The following is a 22520-nucleotide window of genomic DNA, read 5'->3' as shown; positions in this document are numbered from 1 at the left end:
TTAAGCTGCAGTTTGTAAAGTAAGCATACTATAACGTATGATCTTTATGCAATTTTTCTATGCCGGGTATTACTTTGTAATCCTTTTTATCGTCCTATTACGGTATTCTATCGTCCTAAATCACATACATATCGGCCAAAAACTCTTATCAGCAAGAAAGCCAGTCATAAATGACCGGCTTTCTTAACATTATTAAATTTTCATAACACCGCCTGTGCTGGCATTGGTTACAAGCTTCGAATAACGGGCAAGATACCCTTTTTTGACCTTTGGCTCGAAGCCTTGCCAATTGGCTTTGCGTTCTTCAAATTCTTCATCGGAGATTTCCAGGTTGATTGTACGGTTATTCAAATCCAATTCAATGATATCTCCATTTTCCACGAATGCAATAGGCCCGCCTTCAGCAGCCTCAGGAGAAATGTGCCCAATGCTGATCCCCCTGGAAGCCCCTGAGAAACGGCCATCTGTAATCAGGCCGACTTTTGCCCCAAGTCCCCGGCCAACAATCTGGGAAGTAGGTGCAAGCATCTCCGGCATTCCAGGCCCTCCTTTAGGACCCTCATATCGAATGACTACAACATGGCCTTCCTGCACTTTACCGGTAATGATTCCGGATAATGCCTCTTCCTGCGAATCAAAGCAGATGGCTGGTCCTCTATGGTATCCGCCTACTGATTCATCAACAGCACCGACTTTTATAATTGATCCTTCAGGAGCAAGATTTCCAAACAGAACTGCCAGCCCTCCGCGTTCAGAATGCGGATTCTCCAGGGTACGGATTACGTTTTTATCCAGAATTTCACTGCCTGCAACATTCTCCCTTAGCGTCTTTCCGGTAACTGTCAGACAATCTCCATTCAGGGCGTCCGGCTTTTTAAGCAATTCATTGATGATCGCACTGACTCCACCCGCATTATGAACATCTTCAATATGATAATCTGAAGCAGGAGCAATCTTCGCTAAATGCGGAACCCGGTTGGCAATCTGATTAATTCGTTCAATCGGATATTCAAATTCGGCTTCGTGAGCAAGTGCCAATGTGTGAAGAACTGTATTGGTTGACCCGCCCATTGCCATATCCAGGGCAAATGCATTGTCAATCGCATCAATTGTAACGATATCGCGCGGCTTGATATCTTTTTTTATTAATTCCATCAGCTGCTTGGCTGAACGTTTAACAAACTCTTTTCTCTCTTCTGATACTGCCAGAATCGTCCCATTGCCAGGAAGTGCAAGACCCAGCCCTTCTGCCAGACAGTTCATAGAATTTGCAGTGAACATTCCGGAACATGATCCGCAAGTCGGACAGGCAACCTGCTCGATTTCCTGAAGCCTTTTTTCATCGATTTGTCCAGATTCAAAGGCACCTACACCCTCAAAGACAGAGCTTAAAGATAAAGGTTTTCCGCTTGAATCAACGCCAGCTTTCATCGGGCCTCCGCTGACAAAAACGGTTGGAATATTAACCCTTAAGGCCCCCATCATCATTCCAGGCGTAATTTTATCGCAGTTCGGGATACAGACCATTCCGTCAAACCAGTGTGCAGAAACAACTGTTTCAAGTGAGTCTGCAATGATTTCGCGGCTTGGCAGAGAATAGCGCATGCCAATATGGCCCATGGCAATTCCATCATCTACTCCGATGGTATTAAATTCAAATGGAACTCCTCCTGCTTCACGGATTGCTTCTTTAACAATTTTACCGAATTCCTGCAAATGCACATGTCCAGGTACGATATCAATATAGGAATTGCACACAGCAATAAATGGTTTTCCGAAATCCTCTTCCTTTACCCCGGCAGCACGCAGCAAGCTGCGGTGCGGAGCCCGGTCTGTGCCTTTTTTGATCATATCACTTCTCATCTGTGAGCCAGTCATAGTATGTAATACCTCCGTTTACCCTAGATTCATAATCTCTTATTCTATGGGAATAATATGATAAGCCTCCTGCTCCCAAATATTTTCTTTCCAATATAGACCCTTTTTCGGATAATTTCAATAATTTTTAAAAATTTATTATAATTTTTCGCTTTAAATGGGTGAAACTGCAGTGTGTGTGAGTTATGGAATTCAATAATTGGGGACGGGACATTCTATAAAAAGCCGGGCACACAATTTTGCTTCAGTCGTTACCTTATTCCTGCTGCCATCTTTCCTAAGACGCCGGGAACAATTCCTTATATGCCCAACAAAAAAACCGCTCCAGATTTTCATTCTGTGAGCGGTTTTTTTCCTGTAATTATTCCTGGCCCTGTTTCCGGGATTCAGTCATCTGTTTCCAAACTGACCCTTTTGCTTCTTCTCCATGTTCAATTCTTTCAATAGCCAATTTGATTTGCATGCTGACTTCGAATTCCGGATCGTCTTCTGCTGCTTTTAAAGCAGGAAGCACACTTTCATCACCCACTTCGTAAAGGAACATAGCCGCACGCCAGCGCACAAGTTTACTGTCATCCTGCAGTGCTTCCTTCATGGCGTCCATTGCTTCTTCAAATCCCAGGTCTGACAAACAATCCCCTGCTGTACGTCTTACAGTGACCGTTTTATCCTTTAATGCTTTGTAGAGGAGAGGCAGGACACTCTTTTCCTCAATCATCCCAAGATAAACTGTCGCAAGTCTTCTGATTGAAGCCTTCTCATCTTTAAGCGCTTTTTCAAGCACAGGCAGGTCCTCCAGTTCAGGATCATCCATCTGTTCGAGTTTTTGATAGCGCTCCCGCCAATCTGGGGAATCCAGATCTTCGACAGACAGTTTAAGAAGGGAACGTGCGTGTTTTTCCTCCGCTTTATCCGGGCTTTTTGCCGTTTTAACAAGTATCTGGAGTCTTGCTTCTGGATAGGCAGCCATTAGTTCTTCAACAATATCATGGCCAACTTGGTCAAAGTCTCCATAGCGGACACCGAATTCTTTCCACTTGCGGACCATGACAACGTTATCTGCAGGATCCTGGGCCTCTGAAACAGCACTGATAAAGTTTTCAGGAAGTCCAAAGCGCTTTTCTTCTGTGCCGTCAGTCAGTTTCACCTGCATGGGAATTCCTTTATACATTTGGACTAACACTTGGACTTCGCCAAAATGTTCATCGATGCCGTTGTCTTCTGTGCCTTCATTTTCCACATCCTCGCCAAAAGCGGATCTTACTTGAGGGAGAAGCTCTTTCCAGTCATATTTCGCATTTCTTTCGACAGCAAGGAAATCGGCAACATGGTACACCCCTTTGATTCCTTCAATTTCAAGTATATCTAGAATAATCTTTGGAGCTCCTTCTTTTTTTTCCTTTTTATAATTATTGGCCTTCCCCATCGGAAGCTCTTCATCAAGAATAACCTTCATAGTGTTTGGACTTGGTGTTGGTTCGATTGCTTTTATTCTCAAAAGTATCACCCTTTTTTATATATTCACGATGGTAACTGGTATTATTTTAACATAAGGAGATTATCGAGGCATTTTAGCTGTTTCTGAATATGCAAAGAAACCCGGGAAAAATCCCCGGGTATGAATTATTCATTTTCAGCTGCTTCTGAAAGATAGCTCCATCTCTCAATCAAGTATTCAAGCTCTTCATTCAGCTTTGTTTCTTCTTCTACTAAGGCCTGACCCTTTTCAAAGTCACTGCCGATGCTGGCCATTTCTGAGGAAATCGCTTCGAGACGGGATTCAGCCGCTTCAATTTTACCCTCGATTTCTTCCCATTCCTTTTTTTCTTTGTAGCTCATTCTCTTCTTTTTCGGCTTAGTTTCCCTCGCTTTTTTGGGGGCATGATCAGCTTCCTGAACAGGCTTGGCATTCTCGCTTTCAAGAAATTCACTGTAATTTCCATAGTAGGATTCGATTTTGCCCTCGCCTTTTAATACAAGAAGCTGCTCAGCCACTTTATCCAGGAAGTAGCGGTCATGCGAAACTGTAATGACTACACCGGGAAAATCTTCAAGATAATCTTCGAGAACCGTTAGGGTTTGAGTATCAAGGTTATTGGTCGGCTCATCAAGCAGAAGAACATTAGGCTCAGACATTAAGATTTTCAATAAATACAGCCTGCGTTTTTCCCCGCCGGAAAGCTTGCGGATAGGAGTGCCGTGAGAATAGGCCGGAAATAGGAAGCGCTCAAGCATTTGAGCTGCAGAAATCGTTTTGCCATCGGATGTTTCAACCACTTCTGCTGTTTCTTTGAGGTATTCGATCATGCGCTTGTTCTCATCCATATCTTCGCTTTCCTGTGTATAGTAAGCGATTTTTACTGTCTGCCCAATAATGCGCTTACCTGAGTCAAGCGGAATCCGGCCTGCCAGTATGTTAAGCAGAGTAGATTTCCCCGTTCCATTTCTTCCGATAATCCCTATTCTATCCCCTGGTTTTACAAGAAGATCAAAATGATCCAGAATCGTTTGAGTGCCATACTTTTTTGAAGCAGATTCGAGTTCAAATACCTGTTTTCCTAGGCGGCTGCCGCTTAGGGACATATCCAATTTTTCGGAGGATTTAACTGAAGCAAGCTGGCTGTCAAGGGTTTCAAACCGCTGGATTCTGGCTTTTTGTTTGGTGGTACGGGCTTTTGCACCTCTTCTGATCCATTCCAGTTCCCTTCTGAACAGATTTTTCTGCTTATCGATGGCTGCCGCCTCATTTTCCTCTCTTACCGCCTTTGCTTCAAGGAATGCAGCATAATTCCCTTTATAGCTGTATAGATTTCCGCCTTCAAGTTCAAACATTCTATTTGTAACCCGGTCAAGGAAATAACGATCATGTGTTACAAGGAGCAGAGCCCCCCTGTACCTGCCCAGATATTCTTCCAGCCATTTGACCGATTCAAAATCAAGATGATTTGTCGGCTCGTCAAGAATCAGCAAGTCAGGTGACTGGATCAATACTTGTGCCAGGGCAACCCGTTTTTTTTGCCCGCCAGAAAGCTCTCCAATCTTTTTGCTGAACTCCTCGATACCCAGCTTAGTGAGTATCGTTTTTGCATCGGTGTTCACTTCCCAGGCATCAAGGGTATCCATTCTTTTTTGAAGTTCGAAAAGATTTTGCTGAATGTCTGAATCTTCGGGGTGCATGCTAAGCTCCAGCAGGGCTTGTTCATATTCTCTCTGCAGTACAAGAATTGGCGCATCTCCTGCAAAAACCTGCTCGAGAACTGTTAAATCATAGTTGAGTTCAGGCTGCTGTGCTGAATATGAAATGGTGTAATCTCTAGGAGTGACTATTTCTCCAGAGTCTGGCAGGTCAACACCGGCAATCACTTTAAGCAGGGAAGATTTCCCTGTACCGTTTACACCGATCAGTCCTGCTCTTTCTTTTTCAGCGATTGTAAAAGATATATCATTAAAAAGTTCTTTCTCTCCATATGTTTTTGTAACATTTTCCACAGAGATCATCTTCATGCTTGACCATTCCATTCTATAAAAAATTGATGCAGATATTTCTCCATAATTTGATGCCGCTCTTCTGCCATTTCCCTGGCAGTGTCAGTATTTAGCAGGTCTCTCAGCTTCAATAGCTTTTCGTAGAAATGATTGATGGATGATGACTTACCATTCCGGTATTCATCTTCAGTCATTACTTTTCTGATTTCAAGGCCGGGATCATGAATTGGCTGCCCTTTTTTGCCGCCATAGGCAAATGCCCGTGCAATCCCCACAGCACCAATCGCATCCAATCGGTCCGCATCCTGGACTATTTTAGCTTCCACGGTTAAGACCTTCTTGTTATTGCCTCCTTTAAAAGAAACTGAATCAATAATTGTCTTAATGCTGCTGGAAGCTTCTTCTGCAATCTCAATTTCCTGCAGAAAATCAGATAGCTTCCTTTCTCCAGCTTCCCTTGAAGTGTTCAGTTTAGCATCGGGTATATCATGAAGCAGTGCTGCCATTTCAATTAAAAAAGGATCTCCTGCTTGTTCCTTTTTAGCTATGTAAAGGGCATTTTTTCTCACCCGCTCAATATGATGCCAGTCATGCCCGGTCGAATCTTCTCCGAGTGTATCCCGGACGAATTTTTCTGTTAAATGTATATTTTTTTCCTTCATTATTTCACCTGCTTTCAAACTCCACACTCCATTTTAACATTAGTCCCAAAAAGAAACGATGGCAAGGTAATGCCATATCTATAGAACCATTTATTGGATTCATTCTTAAAGACTGCACCGATAAAAAAATGGTGCAGAAAACCAGTATTTGATTTCCTGCACCAGGTCCCTAAGCTATTTTATTCCAGGCCATTCAGCCAGCTGATGCCAAGTGTATTTTCTCCTGCATGGACGCCAATGGTAGCCCCCAAAGAATAGCATCCAAATTCAACTCCATTAAATTCTTCCTGGAGCTCCTTCTTCCATGCCTCCGCTTCTTCCGGATGCAAACCGTATAGGATGAATACTTCCTTCAGCAGTTTTCTCTCATGTGCACCCTTGAGCAGATTCACAATTTTGTCTTTTGCCTTTCTTTCGCTTCTGGCTTTCTCTTTTACGCTTAATTCCCCATCACGAACTGAAATGATCGGCTTTACATTTAGCATGCTGCCCAGGAAAAACTGAACTCCGGACATCCTGCCGCTTCTATGAAGCTGTTCAAGACTCCCAATGAGGACATAGGTTTCTCCCGTATCGCGGAGTGCCTCAAGCCTGCGGATAATTTCTTTAATATCCAGTCCGGCTTCTGCCAATTCCATCCCCTTAAGGATTAATCTTGTTAAAGGGTATGATAATATCTTGGAGTCTATGCTGTATACTGGTATATCAACCAGCTGGGCGGCCTGTTCACTGGAAGAAACAGTCCCGCTGAGTTTTGCCGATACCAGCACTGCGATAATACAGTCATAGTCCTTCTGCAGATTTTCATATAACTCCTGAAAAGCACCAATGGATGGCTGGGAAGTTTTTGGAGGAGTATCAAGGGTTTTTAAGCTCGCATAAAGTTCTTCCGGTGTTAAATCAACTCCATCTGTATATTCTTTGCCATCCATAATGATGGTCATCGGAATCTGGTACATGTGAGGATGGTTTCTTAACTCGTTATTTAAAAAAGCAGTGCTGTCTGTTACCCATGCAATTTTATCCACTATAGCCGCCCCCTTTTAAGATATTTATACGTGTATGTATGTAATTAAGACTATTTGAAAGGCTGGAAGTGAAAGATTTCTCTTCCAGCCGCAGGTTCTATGGCAGAAAAGGCTTGATTTTAGGAAAAACCTTTATAGCGGTATTGTAAAATACATCTTCATGATGCTCTTCAGGTATGAGTTCTTTTATAAATTCAATATAAGGACCTACTGGCGCAAGAGGCCAATCGGTTCCAAACAGCAATTTATCGTAAGAATCTGCAAACACTAAAGCATGCCTCAGATGATCCAAAAATCTTCCTTTGCTGCGCTTCTTCAATTCTTTTTCTGTACCGACAATCAGGCCTGAAAGATCCGCATAGACATTTGGATTCTTGTATATGATTTCAGCTCCTGTCAAAGTCCATGGGTCTCCAAAATGAGCCATCATGAAATTAACATTCCGGTGTTTAACAGCAACCTCGTCAATAGCCAGCGGGTGAGAATACTTAAGCAATCCCCTTTCTGAATAAGTATCTCCTGTATGAAATACAACAGGAACTCCATATTTTGCAGCGAGTTCGTACACAGGTTCATAAACATCATCATAGGCGTAGAAAGGATAATATCCCAGGTAAATCTTGATCCCTGCCACGTTCGGCTTTTGCAGATTATCCTCCAGCCTTTGAAGAGCTCCTTCATTGAGATCATATGGATTGATGCCAGCGCAGTAAACAACATTAGCCGGTATCTTATCATCCAGGTCAAGCCCCATAGGCGTTCTTGCTTCATAATCCGGAAAGCCCATATTTTCTGTTTCTGTAAGCCCCATTGCAATGCTCAAGACTACATTAGCTTTTTGGAACTCCTGCTGATGCCCATGGTATGAATAATCTACAAGTGAGAGTTCATTGGCAGTATGATGAAATGATTTAATATCAGAAAAATGAATATGTGCATCTATGACTTTCATAATTTCTCCTTTAGCAGAATTCCAGGTTGTGGAGTCTATTAAGCAGTCTGCCCTCGAAGCTTCTTTCATCAAATGCAATAAAGCCCGGTTTGGCCAATGGGCCTGCTTTTCGTTCCGAAATAACTTCGAATGCTTCTTTATTCATATATGCTCCAAGGAATTCATTATCTTTACTTCTCATTACATACATATTTTCAGGAGACAGGCAGCTGGAAATACGGGATCCATCAATTAGAACAAATGACTGCTCCTCAACTCCGGCCTGATATGCTGATTCTGCTCCTTTGTCACTTACTGTAAGAGTAAGATCCTTTAATGAGCTACCGGCTATAAATAAATCTGTAATCCATTTTTCATTTAACAGGTACTTCCCGCCTGCATTCTCCGCTTTTACCCAATGGGCAAGGAGCGGCACTCCCGGCAATAACGCGAAATACTGTGTATATTCAAGGCCTTTCCATATGGAGTGATGGACAACTTTCGTACGGATGGCCAATGCAGACCATTCGTTTCCATACGAATCTTTAACACTGGTAAATTCAGCAGAAGATGACTCCTTCAATAGCGAGAACACACTCATTTGCGATGGCACAGTTTTCATGCCGCCAGTCCATGGGTTCCACCATCCTTTGGCAACCGGTTCGGGAAAGGATGAATCAAGCCACTCCCTCTCTTTATAGGTTAATGAGAATAAGCCAGGATAAAAATCCGGTGCACCTTTTAAACTAATGATGCCATTATCCATGATATAAACAGTCTTGCCGCCATGCTCTTCCGTAAGCATACGGACATTACCCCGGGGCACAAGCAGAAGTTCCCTTACTTGCTTCTTTTCACTGTCAAGGGTAATTTCAGCATTTATAATAGATAGAGGTTCCGTATCCTTAATAGGAAAATTGGATTTGAACACACTTAATTCCTGTTCTTGACTGAAATTTGAGGTTTGTTTTTTATCTGTATTTAAATATAAATCAATAGTGCCATTAAGATAACTAGAACGATATGTTTTAAGAGTGAATTCTGCTGTATCCTGTTCTTTTGCAACTGGATTTCCCCTATTGATAATTAGTGCTTTTTCTTGGTAAACATTTTTTTTATACTCTGTCCCGACACCTGCAAAATGCCGCATTTCTTCCCATGTCCGGAAAGCTCCTATTGATAAATAGCCAGGTGCCAATACTATCTGATCTCCCGATTCAATGCAGCCAGTTTCCTGCTGATAGTAAAATTGCCACCCATCAGGATTGGACTTCGCATTTTTCGGCCAGCAGAATCCAACCGGCTCGCCGTTATGATCGGCGAAAAACCAATTTTCGGTTATACCTGATAACTCCATGAACCCCAATTCTTTTATGTCAGAAAACTCGATTACTTCATTATCCAGGGGGAAATACGGCTTCTGCATTTCATAATATAACGGCTGGCTGAAATACAGATTCTCATATTTTTCATCCCCTTCGTTTGTCAATTCAGCCCATATTTTAACAAGGCCTTCACCATATAGGGATGTAAACAATGATACAAGAATACCTGTAAATGCTTCAGACTTGAATACCAATTTGAAAGTGATTGCCGTGTCATCTGTAAACCACTCAGCTGCCGCCGGCTTTGCCTTTGAAAATTCAGCTGAAAAGGGTTTCCCAAGTTTAGGAGCAAAAAACGCGAAAGGCTGGTTAACACTTTCGTTCCTGCCAGCCGTTATTTTATAATCCAATTTACGGATATTCACCTGGCAGATTCCATTGCAGATATGCCAATAATCCTTTGACTCTCCCCCGAACTTTTGACCGAAGCTTTTAATGGGGATGCCCATTGAGCTGCATGAAAAAGCGAGGTCGTCTCCATTCTCCTTTGTTGCCAATATTGCCATTTCCGGCTGATAAAAGCCATATTTTTTAACAATGAAAGGCACCTTCAGCAATTTACGCCCTTTTTTGTGAAGCTCTATTCTAAAGTCCCGCTCTTCTAATTCGACAAGATCACTTACAGGAAATGAAAGGTGAAATACGGCGTCTTCTTCAAGGTTGTTCTCAACCTCAATTTCCAATTCAGCTTCCTGATTTATAAACCTGAGATTCCCTTTAGAACCGCCTGTAATTTTGGCTGGCTGCTTAGGCAGCAGACCAAGGCGCAATTCACACTCCTCACCATTTACCCACACCTTAACTTCTAATGAAGGATGCGTTTTCCAGATACTAGGCTCTTCCCCTTCATGCACTATGAATTGTCCGGTAATTACCGCGTCACTCTCGGCCATCAGGTCATGTTCGAAAACAGCTTCGACTCTTCCCTGGTTACTGCCTTCAGCCTTAAAAGAAACAGGAACTCCCGTCTTATTGATGAGTTTGAGCTGGAAATTTTGGATTTCATTTTCGATTACTTCATGATGATCCATGGATAGTTCTAGAAGGTAATCATCCGTTTCTATTAAACTGATTCCTCTGCCCGTTCTTTCAAACCTGACTCTCGCAGACACTTCCCCGCTCTCCCATAAATACTCGTAAAATGTAAAGCCGCTTTCTTTGATTCCATCTGGCTTCACGTCAATTTCTCTCATGCTGCTGCTATACCAATCAAGCTTTTCGAAGGCAGGTTTCAAAAGCTGTGTCTGATGAACAGCCGGAATAAAATTCATTAAGTGTGTTGTATCATCTCTGTCTTCCCAGAAGAAACCGCATTTTTTGTAAAGCGGGACAGCTTTCACATTTCCTGGCCATGTATACAAGTCAAGGCGCGGCCAGCCCAATTCAATTGTTTTTTGCAGCGCTTTCAGCACAAGCATCTTTCCTATTTTCCGTCCATGGTAATCCGGCCTTACATTTAAAAGAGGGATGTATAGGGATCCCGTATCTTCTTTATATTCCGATAACCCGCAATAGCCTACGACCTCTTCACCATCCAGCGCTAAGTATAAAGTAATATTGCCATTATTCGCTTCCTTCGTTTTTACTTGTTCTTCAGTCATTACACTGGTATCTCCGCCCCAGCTGTCTCTGCTCAAGTTCCACATTTTTGCTATTCCTGCCGCAAAGCCCTCATGATACTCTGCAATGACTATTTTGTCTGTACTTTGAATCATACCTTTGTCCTCCTGACTAGGTTACGTCTTGTCTACCCTTCTCAATTCCTTTTCCTTCAATGATAACCAAAACCATTTGCCTCTCCTCCTTTTGATATTATTCGGAATGTTTTTCCATTCCTTCTTAATCGTATTATCAGAGTAAATGATTGTAAATATAATTTTGAATTTTCCGTATAAATTCCATACGAAAAAAGCGCCTTGCTATTTTCGGCAAGACGCATTCATATTAAATATAGACTTTTCTTAAAGCTTTCATCGAAGCGGTCATATAAGTGATCATTTCATTCAGATCATCTATCTGTTCTTCATGAATAAGCCGGTTAAAAGAAATGACGGTTTCTGTTTCAGCCAAGGCCTTCATATTTTCAGGGTTGTATTTTACAGTCTGTTCGACCTTCCGTCCGCTGCCCCAGATATGACGCAGAACTTCACGGATTTGCAGAAATGCTTTTGAATCTTGTGGATGCTTAATTGTAAATTTTACATTAATCCGGCAGCCTGCCAGCTTCTCAGATTTCCCTTGAGGCAATAGCTCAGCTGCGAGATTATCCAATCCCGCTTCCATTGTAAAGGTACAGAAAATCTCTGCCAGCCCTTTTGCAATGTCTGTGAAAGTAATGTCATACCTCCGGCTCATTTTAGCTGAGTTTAATATGTCATTTCGATCAACGATTCTTATTTCACCGTCCAGATCCCGGTCATAGAATCCGCCTTCCATTACAACCTTCATATTCTCAAAGGCCGTTGGGTCAAACATGGGCTAATTCCCCCTTAAAATAGGCCGACAGCATTCCCATCTTCATCTACATCCATGTTCATGGCTGCAGGGGCTTTAGGCAATCCAGGCATAGTCATCACATCACCGGTGAGTGCTACAATGAATCCTGCACCAATAGATGGCTTCAGCTCGCGTATAGTAATGGTAAAATCTGATGGCCTTCCAAGCTTTGAAGGATCATCAGATAATGAATATTGTGTTTTAGCCATACAAACCGGCAGGACGCCCCAGCCAAAGCTTTCAAAGTCTTTTATCTGCTTTTTGGCTTTAGTTGAGTATTCCATTTTGCTTGCGCCATAAACCGTCTGGGCTACTGTTAGAATTTTCTCCTCAAGAGGCAAAGATAAATCATATAGGTGGCTGAAATTCGCTGCTTTTTCATCCAAAATTCCCAGGAGCTTCTCGGCCAGCTCAATTCCTCCCTGCCCGCCTTTTTCCCAAACCTCTGTCAGCGCCACTGGCATGCCGGCCTCACTGCAAAGTTCTGTAAGGACCTCTATTTCATTCTCGCTATCGGAAATAAACCGGTTAATAGCCACTACATACGGAAGGCCAAAACTTTCAATTGTTTCAATATGCTTTTTTAAATTAGCAAAGCCTTTAGTGAGTGCTTCAGTATCTTCTTTGCCCAATTCTGCTTTTGACAAGCCGCCATGCATTTTTAGAGCACGGATTGTAGCTACAATCACCACTGCTTCAGGGTCAATGCCCTCTGTTCTGGCTTTAATATTTAAAAACTTTTCTGCACCAAGATCCGCGCCAAAACCGGCTTCTGTCACTACATAGTCAGCCAGCTTGGAGGCAGCGGCAGTTGCAATCACACTGTTGCATCCATGAGCAATATTGGCAAACGGGCCGCCATGAACCAATGCCGGTGTATGTTCAATTGTCTGCACCAGATTAGGTTTGACTGCTTCTTTAAGAAGCAAGGTAAGAGCTCCTTCCACTCCAAGATCGGCTACTGTTACCGGCTGTTTATCATAATTGTATGCTATCACCATTTTCCCCAGTCTTTCCTTCAAGTTCTGAAGGTCGGAGGCAAGGCATAGGACGGCCATAATTTCTGAAGCCACAGTGATATCAAATCCATCTTCTCTCGGAACACCTTGTACAGGCCCTCCAAGGCCAATGACTATTTTTCTTAATGCACGGTCGTTCAAATCCAGGGCACGCTTCCATACTATCCTTCTCTGGTCAATATTTAACAGATTCCCCTGCTGGAGGTGATTATCAATCAGGGCAGCCAATGCATTATTGGCTGTAGTGATTGCGTGAAGATCACCGGTAAAATGCAGATTGATGTCTTCCATCGGCAGAACCTGCGAATACCCTCCGCCGGTTGCTCCGCCCTTGATTCCCATAGTTGGCCCAAGAGAAGGTTCCCTCATCGCGACCATAGCTTTTTTGCCAAGTCTGTTGAAAGCATCGGCAAGACCGACTGTTACTGTGGATTTTCCTTCTCCTGCAGGTGTCGGATTAATGGAGGTGACAAGAATTATTTTTCCGCTTTCTTTCGTACTTAATTTCTTTAAGGTATCAGCGGATAATTTTGCTTTATACTTGCCGAAAAGCTCCAGATCATCCTCTAAGAGCCCGATTTTTTCAGCTATTTCCGCAATAGGCTTCATTGCAGATGCCTGGGCAATTTCAATGTCTGATTTTACAATCGGTTTCACATTCATTTTTATCCCCCTAGAATCCAATATGTATAGGTTCCTTACAGCTATATTGTACCATCCCCGAATCGAAATATTGTCATTTACTTTTGATATTTTCGCATTTTCACACAGTGAAGCATTGATACAATTTCGAATCGTCTTTATAATAAGTTTAATTGAATTTTTGCACAGGGAGATGATCACTTGCCAATAAAAATTCCTAAGCTGCTTCCTGCAAGGGAGATCTTAGAGGAAGAAAATATATTTATCATGGATGAGGATCGTGCCAAACAGCAGGATATTCGCCCATTAAATATCCTCATCCTGAATTTGATGCCTGAAAAAGAAAAAACCGAAGCACACCTTTTAAGACTCCTTGGAAATACGCCTTTACAGGTGAACATCTCGTTTTTAAAAACTGCCACACATCAATCAAAAAATACCAGTCCTATGCATCTCGAACAATTCTATACTACGTTTGAGCAAGTCCGAAACCGCAAATTTGACGGGATGATCATAACTGGAGCACCTGTAGAGCTTCTCGACTTTAAAGAAGTGGACTATTGGGAGGAACTAACCGTAATTATGGAGTGGACGAAAACGAATGTTACTTCCACCCTGCATATATGCTGGGGAGCACAGGCAGCGTTATTCTATCACTTTGGAATTGGAAAATATGAGCTGCCTGAAAAGTGCTCAGGCGTTTACCTTCATGAAGTCCATGACAGAAGCGAGAAATTATTGAGAGGATTCGATGACATCTACTTTGCTCCGCATTCGCGCCATACTGATGTTTATACAGAGCAATTGCTGAAACACCCGGAAGTCAAGCTCCTGTCATCATCTGAGGAAGCGGGTCCTTTCATCATGAGTGCCAACGGCGGAAGACAAATCATGGTAACAGGACACCTGGAATATGAAGCAGGCACACTTGCGGAAGAATACACAAGAGACAGAACCAGAGGCCTGCAGGTCCCCATGCCAAAACACTATTTCCCGAATAATGATCCCGGCAGAACCCCCCATAATAAATGGCGGTCACATGCCCATTTAATGTTTTCCAACTGGCTGAACTACTATGTTTACCAGGAAACTCCTTATGATTGGGATTAATAGTGCAGTGAACGGATAACTTAATTTGCATCAAAAAGCATGAAAAAAGCCGGTATTTGAGAGGTTTGCCCCTCTCAAATACCGGCTTTTCCTTATGATTGCTGAGCATAATACACTTCTTCAAATGGCTGAACTACTACAAAGCCGTTGCCTGAAAACTTCATTTGGATCGACTCTCCGCTTCCTCTTCCAAGGAACGTTTTAAATGAGATATCTGTCACAAATTCCGGCTGCAGTGTACCTGACCATGCAACTGTCGCATTTGGATCTGTATACACCGGATTATCAGGAGTAACCAAGAGTGTCAGCGGCTCATAGTGAGAAGTGATAGCCACCATTCCTGTTCCTTCTAAACGAACGTTGAACAAACCTCCTGCAAGCATGCCTGCCATCCTCTTCATTAACTTAATGTCCCAGCTGATAGAAGGCTCGAATGCAAGCAGATCATTCCCATTTACAAAGATGGCATCTCCATCGAGATTCAGAATTGAAATTTTCTTTCCTTGGTCTGCAAGGTACAGCTTTCCGTTGCCCGTAGCTTTCATTAAAGCTGCCCCTTCTCCAGTAAGTGCCTTTTTAAACATTTTTCCTAAGCCATGCTCGAGTATCCCCTCGCGTTCAAACTTAATTTGGCCGCGGTAGGAAACCATCCCGCCTGCTTTAGCCCAAACCTGGCTGGTTAAATTAATTTCGAGCATCCTTGGTGTTTCAAGTTCAAATAATCCTTCTCCTTTATCCTGCTGTTTTGTCTGCTTTACAAACTCTTCAATTGAATATCTGCTCATTCTCTTCCCATCCTTCATTTTTCCTGTTTTCAAGCATAAAGATCCACATAAAAGATAATGATTGCTTTAGCTCATCCGTCAGCGAGCCTTTTGAAAGCTGGTCTGATGCTTTTTTATAAACACCAAGTTCATCAATCTTTGACCATCCGTTTTCTTTTGCAAGCCGTTCAAACTCCCACGGCATCATGGTATTGCAGATAACTTTTTCCTTATAAAGCCTGCGGTAGCTGTTAGCCCTGGGTGCAGCTGTTGGACCAAGAATGCCTATACATGCCCTTCCGCCCGGCTTAACAGTTCGCCGAATTTCTTTTAATACATCCAGCGGGCTCTCTGTCCATTCCAGTGAATTGATGGCAAGGACCGCATCAAGTGCATTCTCTTCAAGGGTAAGATCTGAAATGTCTTCTTTCTTAAATACCGCACCTGTTTTTTCGTTCAATTTTTCTGCTTTATGTATCATCTCTTCAGAGACATCAATCCCGATAACTTTATAGCCAGCCAAAGCAAGTTTATATGAACCATACCCATCACCGCATCCAAGGTCACATACGGCAGATCCCTTTTTGACATGCTTTTCGAAGAAGGAGATGATATCCTTTCGGCTCCCTTCCTCCCACATTGCTGCACTCTTTGCATTCCATGATTCCGAATTTTCATCCCAAAGCCTCTCTGCTTCTGCAGACCAGTTAAAAGTGCTCATCATATCCCCCCGTGTATGCATACGATTGTTCATTAAAAAAGTTCCCAATATTTTAAATTCGCTAAGATTATCAAAAATACCTCTGATTATAAAATGTTAAAAAAGTCAACAATACTGATAGAAAATGAATAAGGAGTGTTTATATGAACGGCGAACAGCTGACTGCAGTATACAGAAACAACAATGAAGAGATTATTTCATTCCTGACTTCCGGAGGAAGGATCATTTCTTATCGGAAAGCACTATTGGAGGCTAAAGAAGGCTTGATTGAAGGTATTCAAATTTATGAAAACGAAGATGGTTCGATATATCTGAATCCTTCCTTTGCGTCATCTTTTGATGATTTTCCCAGCTTCTATTAAAAAAGTCCGGTGCATGAAAAAAACCTGACGCAAAGCAGTCAGGTTTTTACTGTTCTTCTTCATTTTTACGCTGGATTTCCCTCAGCACTCCAATGCGGCTATCATCCTCTTCAAAAAACTGAACCAAGTCGCCAACCCTATCGATGGCATCCCAGCTCAGGTGATGTTCAATGCCTTCCACATCTTCATAAATATTTTCTTCTTTAACTCCAATAATACGCAGGAGCTGTTCTAAAAGTTCATGCCGATATACAAGCCTCTTGCCGATTTTTTTTCCTTTTGCCGTTAAAATAAGCCCTCGATACTTTTCATAAACTAGATACTCATCCTTATCAAGCTTCTGAACCATTTTTGTCACAGAAGAGGGATGTACAGAGAGAGCCTCGGCAATATCAGAAACTCTGGCATATCCTTTGTCCTCGATTAACATATATATTTGTTCAATGTAATCTTCCATACTTGGTGTTGGCATTACGCAACCTCCTGCCAATTAGAAAAGCGCAAGCGCCTTGCCCACCCCCGACAAACACAAGACGAGCCTATCAGAAAGGCGTTCTTTGCCTCTTTGGGAGGATTGACTTGTGATCTCGAGGGGGTAGCCGCTCGAGCTAGACCATTCTCAAAATTCAAAGATATAAATTCAGATATTATAAATGCGCAGAGCGCCATGTCCACTTTATTTCATTCATTAACAATTATAAGACTTTAACGATTTTACTACAGTTGGAAAATGGAGACAAGGAAATACGCTGCTGCAAGCCAATTCAGGTCTTTTGCGGGAAGAGAAATTTGACTCTATTCTCCTGTCGGTCCCAGGTTAATTTAGCTGAAAATGTTTTATCCTTTCCTTTGCTTGTAAAACCTTCAACTAAGTCTGTTTCCCCATCCTTCAGTAGCTGTTTGATCAGTTTCTGAGTCACCGTCTTGCCCATAATGTTTTTGGAAATAGTGAAAGTGCATTTTGTTTTATTATAATTGGAGCAGCCATAAAAGCTCCCCTTATCAACAGCTTTACCATCACACAGCATGCATTTGCCCAGATTGACTGCTCTTTTTTGCTTGAATTTCCCGGGCGTGAACCCCTCTTTATCTTCCTCAGAGAATGTCCACTTTCCCGCATGTTCAATGGAGGCGGAAATCAAATGGCCAACCATTTTATTGGTTTGCTCCATGAATTGTTTGGGGGATGCCTGACCATCCGAAATATCCTTCAGCCGCTGTTCCCATTTGGCTGTCATTTCTGGAGAAGCCAGTATTTCTGTGCCTATTGCTTCTATCAGGATTTTTGCTTTTGAGTTTGCATATACAAGATTCTTCTTTATATCAATGTATTTGCGCTCCTTCAGCATTGTGATGATTCCCGCCCTTGTAGCTTCCGTTCCAAGGCCTTCCGTCTTCATCAGGACCTTCTCAAGTTCCTTATCTTCGATTTGCTTCCCGGCCGTTTTCATCAGTGTAATCAGCTGGCCTTCCGTATACCTTTTTGGCGGCTGGGTTTTGCTTTCTTTTACATCCGCCTTTAACACTGTACCTTGATCACCCGCCTGCAATAAAGGCAGAATCGGTTCCTTTTCCTTCTCCTGCTGCGGAATCACTTTTCTCCAGCCTTCTTCAAGCTGTACTTTTCCCTTGGATAAAAACAAAGCTCTTCCATCTGCAAGGGTTTTAATAGTTGTATATTCTGTTACAGCTTTTCCATAATGTGCAGCTATTAAGCTCCTAACGATCAGGTCATAGAGAATTTTTTCATCCGAAGATAATCTTACCAGGTCGGGCACTTGTTCGGTCGGAATAATAGCATAGTGATCAGTTACCTTTTTATCATTCACATACCGTTTATTCTGCAAAATCGAGCTTGAAGGCAAAGGGAAAAATTCCTTATACTCATCTTTTGTTTCCATTTTCCTGAGGATCTCCGGAAACATTTCCGCTTCTCCTTCTGTTACATGCCTGGAATCTGAGCGAGGATATGAAACGATTCCTTTTTGATAAAGCTTCTGCAATACATCAAGTGTTTTTTTGGGCGGGAATTTGAATCTGCGGTTGGTTTCTGCCTGCAATGCAGAAAGGTTATAAAGCATCGGCGGCAGGAATTCTTTTTTTTCGGCCTGCACATCTTCTACCTGTGCATCTTTGTCCCTGCAGAATGCCGCAATCTTTTCGGCAAGCTCCTTCGTCTTAATTCTTGATTCCCCATCTTTTTCCCACTTGCCGGTATATTTTTTCCCGTTTACTTTAAACTGTGCATTTACTTCCCAGAAAGGTTCGGAAACAAAATTCTGGATTTCCTGTTCCCTTTTTACGATTAAAGCTAAAGTGGGAGTCTGAACCCTTCCTACTGAAAAAACATCCGAGAAGCCTTTCTGCTGCAGAAGAAGACTGTATAATCGTGAAGCATTCATGCCAACGATCCAGTCGGCACATGCTCTCGTATAGGCTTCATAATATAAGTTCCTTGTGTCACTTTCATCCAGCAGGGTAAGAAACCCTTCCTTTATGGCTTTAGGTGTCAAGGAAGAGATCCAGAGCCTTTTCATGGGCACTCTGGTACCGGTAAGCCTTAGAATATTCCGGATGATAAGCTCGCCTTCTCTCCCTGCATCACCAGCATGGATAATTTCTGTTAAGTTAGGATTAGAAGCAAGCTGTTTGATTATATTAAATTGTTTTGCTTTATCCTTTGTCACTTCATATTGAAATTGCTCCGGAATTATGGGCAATGTATCCAATGACCATTTTTTCCAATCCTTCTTGTATTTTTCAGGGGCAGACAGCTGGCATAGGTGGCCTATAGCCCAAGTAACATGAGCCCCATGGGGAAATATATCGTTCGGAAGAATCTCAATATATCCCTGGTGTTTCTTCATTTTAAAAATAGAAGCCAGCGTCATACCCTGATCGGGTTTTTCCGCGATTATCAATTTCATACTTTAGCTCCCTTTGCATTGTAGAACAAATTGTAGACATCTATTTTAATATTAACCTAAAAATTTAGCAAAGGGAGTTAAAATACCTATATAGTTATGAAATTTTTAAAACAATCTGTTCCGCTAAGCAAAACAAAAGAAGAATCCCCTGACAGGATTCTCCTCCGTTACTTATCTTTTTAGAATAAAGCTTGTTTGTGCAGGTACTTCAATTGTTTTTGACTGATATATCTTTAGGGTTTTTATCCCTGCCTGTTTTCCGTCTGCAAGCAAATGCCAAGGGCCCTTGCCTGGAAGTGTTATTTTGGCTGTTTCTGTATTTGCATTATGGATTACAACAATCTCTTTCGCTCTATCTTTTAGGCCTTTTGCATCCAGTCTATAAGCCACCGTATTATCTGGGGCATCAATAAATTCAAGCTTTGATTGAATATCCTCAGCTGATGTCATTCTAAACGATTTATAATGCTTTCTGAGCTTAATCAGACCTTTAAAATAGTCTACTTCCCCGCTGAAATCTGTTCGGCGGTCCCAGTCTAACTGATTTACACTGTCAGGGGATTTATAGCTGTTGTGATCCCCGTATTTTGTCCGCATGAATTCCTGGCCTGCATGAACAAAGCTGATTCCTTGGGATGTCAGTATAATGGAAGAAGCCAATTTATGCATTTTCTTTCTTGATTCCTCCGCTGCGTCTGGATTAGTCAGTTCAAGCTTATCCCAAAGAGTGTGGTTATCATGCGCCTCAGCATAGGTAACCGCCTGTTCAGGATCTTTGTATGTGGCCATAGTGCCCGGATATTCCAATCCTGCTGCAATTCCTTGCTGAACAAATTCTTCCATGCCTTGTTTGCCATTTACAAAACCTTTATCCAGTTCATCAAACACACTGCCTTTTAAACCATCCCGGATGCCATCGTTGAAATGGCCAATGCCAGGCATATCTTCGGCATTTTTCTGATTGGCCTTTCTTTCAGCTGCCAGTGGTGTGTTTAAATCCCATCCCTCCCCAATGATAATGATAGTAGGATCAATTTTATCCAATGCCTTTCTTACTTTATTCATTGTCTCAGTATCATGAATGCCCATCAGATCGAAGCGGAATCCATCAAGATTATATTCCTCAGCCCAATATGCAACAGAGTCGACGATAAATTTCTGCATCATTTTTCTTTCCGAAGCTGTATCATTGCCGACTCCTGTGCCATTGGCAAGTGTTCCATCTTCGTTATAGCGGAAATAGTAGCCTGGAACAAGCTTATGGAAACTGGATTCATTTACTGCAAATACATGATTATACACAACATCCATTACAACCCGCAGCTGCTCTTTATGGTATTCCTGAATCATTGTCTTCAATTCTGTAATTCTTGCAGCTGGATCATAAGGATCAGTAGAATACGAGCCTTCCGGCACATTGTAGTTTTTAGGATCATAGCCCCAGTTATATTGTGGTTCGTTCAGTTTTGTTTCATCAACTGTCCGGTAGTCATAAATCGGAAGGAACTGAACATGTGTGACTCCAAGATCTTTTATATGATGTAAACCTGTTTTTTCTCCTTTTGAATTTAAAGTGCTTTTCTCAGCAGCTCCAAGGAACTTCCCCTTATGCTTAATGCCGCTGTCCTCATGAATCGAAAGGTCCCGTATATGAACTTCATAAATGATGGAGTCCTCTGGATTCTTTAACTTCGGCTTCTGTTTATTCCACTTTTTAGGGTCGGTTGAATCCAGATCCATCACAACGCCCCTGTCGCCATTCACTGTTACAGCCCGGACATAGGGATCAGTCGCTTCTGTCCATTCCCCTCCGATTTTAACTTTATAATTGTAAATCAGCCCATTTTGATTACCTTTTAGAACAGTTGTCCAGGTTCCTTTTTCACCTCTATTAAGAGGCAGTTCTTCAGCAGTCTGATCATGCCAGCTGTCATAAAGCACTATCGATGCTTCACTTGCTGTAGGGGCCCAAAGCCTGAAGGAGGTTTGATTTTTCGCATACTGGTTTCCCAGCTTCCCATCATAATAGAAAGCATCATCAAATTCCTTTGATCTGACAATTTCCCCAATCTTCACCTCTGCCTCTCCGAATGAAACTGCAGAAATTTTATATGATTGCCTGAAATCTAGTTTATCTTCTGTTATCACTCTTACTTTATTTGTAAAATCCTTTTCCTCGTCCCCGTCAAAAGGAACAACATCTTTAATATCAGCATTGTCAATTTCAATGATGGATTCCCAATCCCTCCACTGGAAAGGAAAATTAGTTTCAAGCGTAATCTGATTAAAAGTATCCATAGAAGCATTCACTATTTTTGGATCTTTTTCAATATAGGCTGGATTGTAATAAATTCTTTCTGTTCCCTGAACAATCCATATTTCTGCATTCCCATTTTCATCGAACTTTGTAATAAAGCGATCACTAAATTCCTTGCCTGCCCAGTCATTTCCTTCTATGCTCTTCCTGACTATAAATCCGGCCTTTGTCATACCTTCCGGATTTTCAAGCTCAAATTCAGCAACTTTCCCAAAATCATCTTCTGCTGCAAAATCAACTCTTTTGCCATCTTTGCCTTCTGGCCAAGTCCATAAATTCCAGCCTTCATAATTACCGTCATATCGAAAGTAGTGGAGTTTTACCTTCACCCTTCCAAATGCCGGAAAGTCTCTGTACTCACCATCAGGCGGTGATGTATATGTATGTTCATCGCCTGCTTTTACCCATACTTCATCATTGCCGCTCTGTACATTGATGAATCGGTCTCCCCCATCCTTCTCCCAGCTGTCAGTACGGACAATAAACCCAACTTCATCATGGATTCCAGGGAGTACAATCTCTGCAGTGAGTCCAAATTCATCTTCACCAGTGAATTCAAAAGCCTGACCTTCGCCATCTTTAGGCCATACCCATAAATTCCAATCTTTCGCATTGCCCTCTGCAGGCTGATAATGGATAGTGACTGCAGTAGTCTGATCGAGCCCTTGTGTCGATTTTTCAGCTGATGCAATCGTTTGCATAAATGGGGATAAAAGATTGGATGCCGCCAATATTATAGCAGCGGCCAGAAAAATAAACTGTTTATACCCTCTCAACATAAGTCCTCCTTTG

The 22520-nt window shown here is 42.2% G+C and carries 16 protein-coding genes; 2 read left to right on the top strand and 14 right to left on the bottom strand.

Annotated elements, in window-relative coordinates:
• Positions 1-192: 192 nt before the first annotated feature.
• From ilvD to MKY20_RS11885, 9 genes are all read right to left on the bottom strand, one after another.
• Positions 193-1863, bottom strand: a complete 1671-nt coding sequence (gene ilvD, locus MKY20_RS11925; RefSeq protein ID WP_033196461.1) for a dihydroxy-acid dehydratase — start codon at positions 1861-1863, stop codon at positions 193-195.
• 376 nt (positions 1864-2239) lie between these two features.
• Positions 2240-3376, bottom strand: a complete 1137-nt coding sequence (locus tag MKY20_RS11920) for a conserved virulence factor C family protein (protein ID WP_251156219.1) — start codon at positions 3374-3376, stop codon at positions 2240-2242.
• A 125-nt stretch (positions 3377-3501) separates the two neighbouring features.
• Positions 3502-5382 carry an ABC-F family ATP-binding cassette domain-containing protein gene (locus MKY20_RS11915; protein ID WP_071157252.1) on the bottom strand — a complete coding sequence of 627 codons (1881 nt, stop codon included), beginning with the start codon at positions 5380-5382 and terminating at the stop codon, positions 3502-3504.
• The gene (locus MKY20_RS11910) at positions 5379-6029 is read right to left on the bottom strand and encodes an HD domain-containing protein (protein WP_341003332.1); all 651 of its coding nucleotides are present in this window, start codon (positions 6027-6029) and stop codon (positions 5379-5381) included. Before MKY20_RS11910 ends, MKY20_RS11915 begins: the two co-directional genes overlap by 4 nt.
• Before the next feature lie 176 nt (positions 6030-6205).
• A complete protein-coding gene (locus tag MKY20_RS11905; protein WP_019379731.1) occupies positions 6206-7054 on the bottom strand; it encodes a DegV family protein in 849 nt (282 codons plus the stop codon).
• Between the two features lie 97 nt (positions 7055-7151).
• Entirely contained in the window at positions 7152-8006 is an 855-nt protein-coding gene (locus MKY20_RS11900) for an amidohydrolase family protein (RefSeq protein ID WP_009332642.1), read from the bottom strand.
• Positions 8007-8016: 10 nt separating this feature from the next.
• Positions 8017-11085, bottom strand: a complete 3069-nt coding sequence (locus tag MKY20_RS11895; protein WP_019379733.1) for a GNAT family N-acetyltransferase — start codon at positions 11083-11085, stop codon at positions 8017-8019.
• 229 nt (positions 11086-11314) lie between these two features.
• Positions 11315-11845: a hypothetical protein gene (locus tag MKY20_RS11890; protein ID WP_019379734.1), complete on the bottom strand. Its 531-nt coding sequence runs from the start codon at positions 11843-11845 to the stop codon at positions 11315-11317.
• Between the two features lie 14 nt (positions 11846-11859).
• A complete protein-coding gene (locus MKY20_RS11885; protein ID WP_341001182.1) occupies positions 11860-13548 on the bottom strand; it encodes a formate--tetrahydrofolate ligase in 1689 nt (562 codons plus the stop codon).
• A gap of 180 nt (positions 13549-13728) precedes the next feature.
• Between MKY20_RS11885 and metA the strand changes: the two genes are divergently transcribed.
• Positions 13729-14637, top strand: coding sequence for a homoserine O-acetyltransferase MetA (metA, locus tag MKY20_RS11880; RefSeq protein WP_019379735.1), 909 nt, complete (start codon positions 13729-13731; stop codon positions 14635-14637).
• A 92-nt stretch (positions 14638-14729) separates the two neighbouring features.
• Here the strand turns inward: metA and MKY20_RS11875 are convergent, their stop codons facing one another.
• Positions 14730-15422 carry an AIM24 family protein gene (locus MKY20_RS11875; protein ID WP_009332647.1) on the bottom strand — a complete coding sequence of 231 codons (693 nt, stop codon included), beginning with the start codon at positions 15420-15422 and terminating at the stop codon, positions 14730-14732.
• Positions 15403-16122: a class I SAM-dependent methyltransferase gene (locus tag MKY20_RS11870; protein WP_341003329.1), complete on the bottom strand. Its 720-nt coding sequence runs from the start codon at positions 16120-16122 to the stop codon at positions 15403-15405. Before MKY20_RS11870 ends, MKY20_RS11875 begins: the two co-directional genes overlap by 20 nt.
• A gap of 143 nt (positions 16123-16265) precedes the next feature.
• Here MKY20_RS11870 and MKY20_RS11865 point away from each other — a divergent pair, with 143 nt between their 5' ends.
• Positions 16266-16484 (top strand): DUF3892 domain-containing protein, encoded by a 219-nt coding sequence (locus MKY20_RS11865; RefSeq protein ID WP_341001179.1) that lies wholly within the window; start codon positions 16266-16268, stop codon positions 16482-16484.
• Positions 16485-16530: 46 nt separating this feature from the next.
• Here MKY20_RS11865 and mntR read toward each other — a convergent pair whose 3' ends face one another.
• From mntR to pulA, 3 genes are all read right to left on the bottom strand, one after another.
• Positions 16531-16956, bottom strand: a complete 426-nt coding sequence (gene mntR / locus MKY20_RS11860) for a transcriptional regulator MntR (RefSeq protein ID WP_251267375.1) — start codon at positions 16954-16956, stop codon at positions 16531-16533.
• 292 nt (positions 16957-17248) lie between these two features.
• Positions 17249-19411, bottom strand: coding sequence for a DNA topoisomerase III (locus MKY20_RS11855; protein ID WP_341001178.1), 2163 nt, complete (start codon positions 19409-19411; stop codon positions 17249-17251).
• Positions 19412-19582: 171 nt separating this feature from the next.
• Entirely contained in the window at positions 19583-22507 is a 2925-nt protein-coding gene (gene pulA, locus MKY20_RS11850) for a type I pullulanase (protein ID WP_341001177.1), read from the bottom strand.
• Between the last annotated feature and the right edge of the window lie 13 nt (positions 22508-22520).

It is taken from the genome of Cytobacillus sp. FSL W8-0315 (assembly GCF_038002905.1).
In the GTDB taxonomy this organism is placed as follows: domain Bacteria; phylum Bacillota; class Bacilli; order Bacillales; family Cytobacillaceae; genus Cytobacillus; species Cytobacillus pseudoceanisediminis.
Note: the sequence above shows the minus strand (reverse complement) of the source record. Positions and strands in the feature narration are given on the sequence as shown.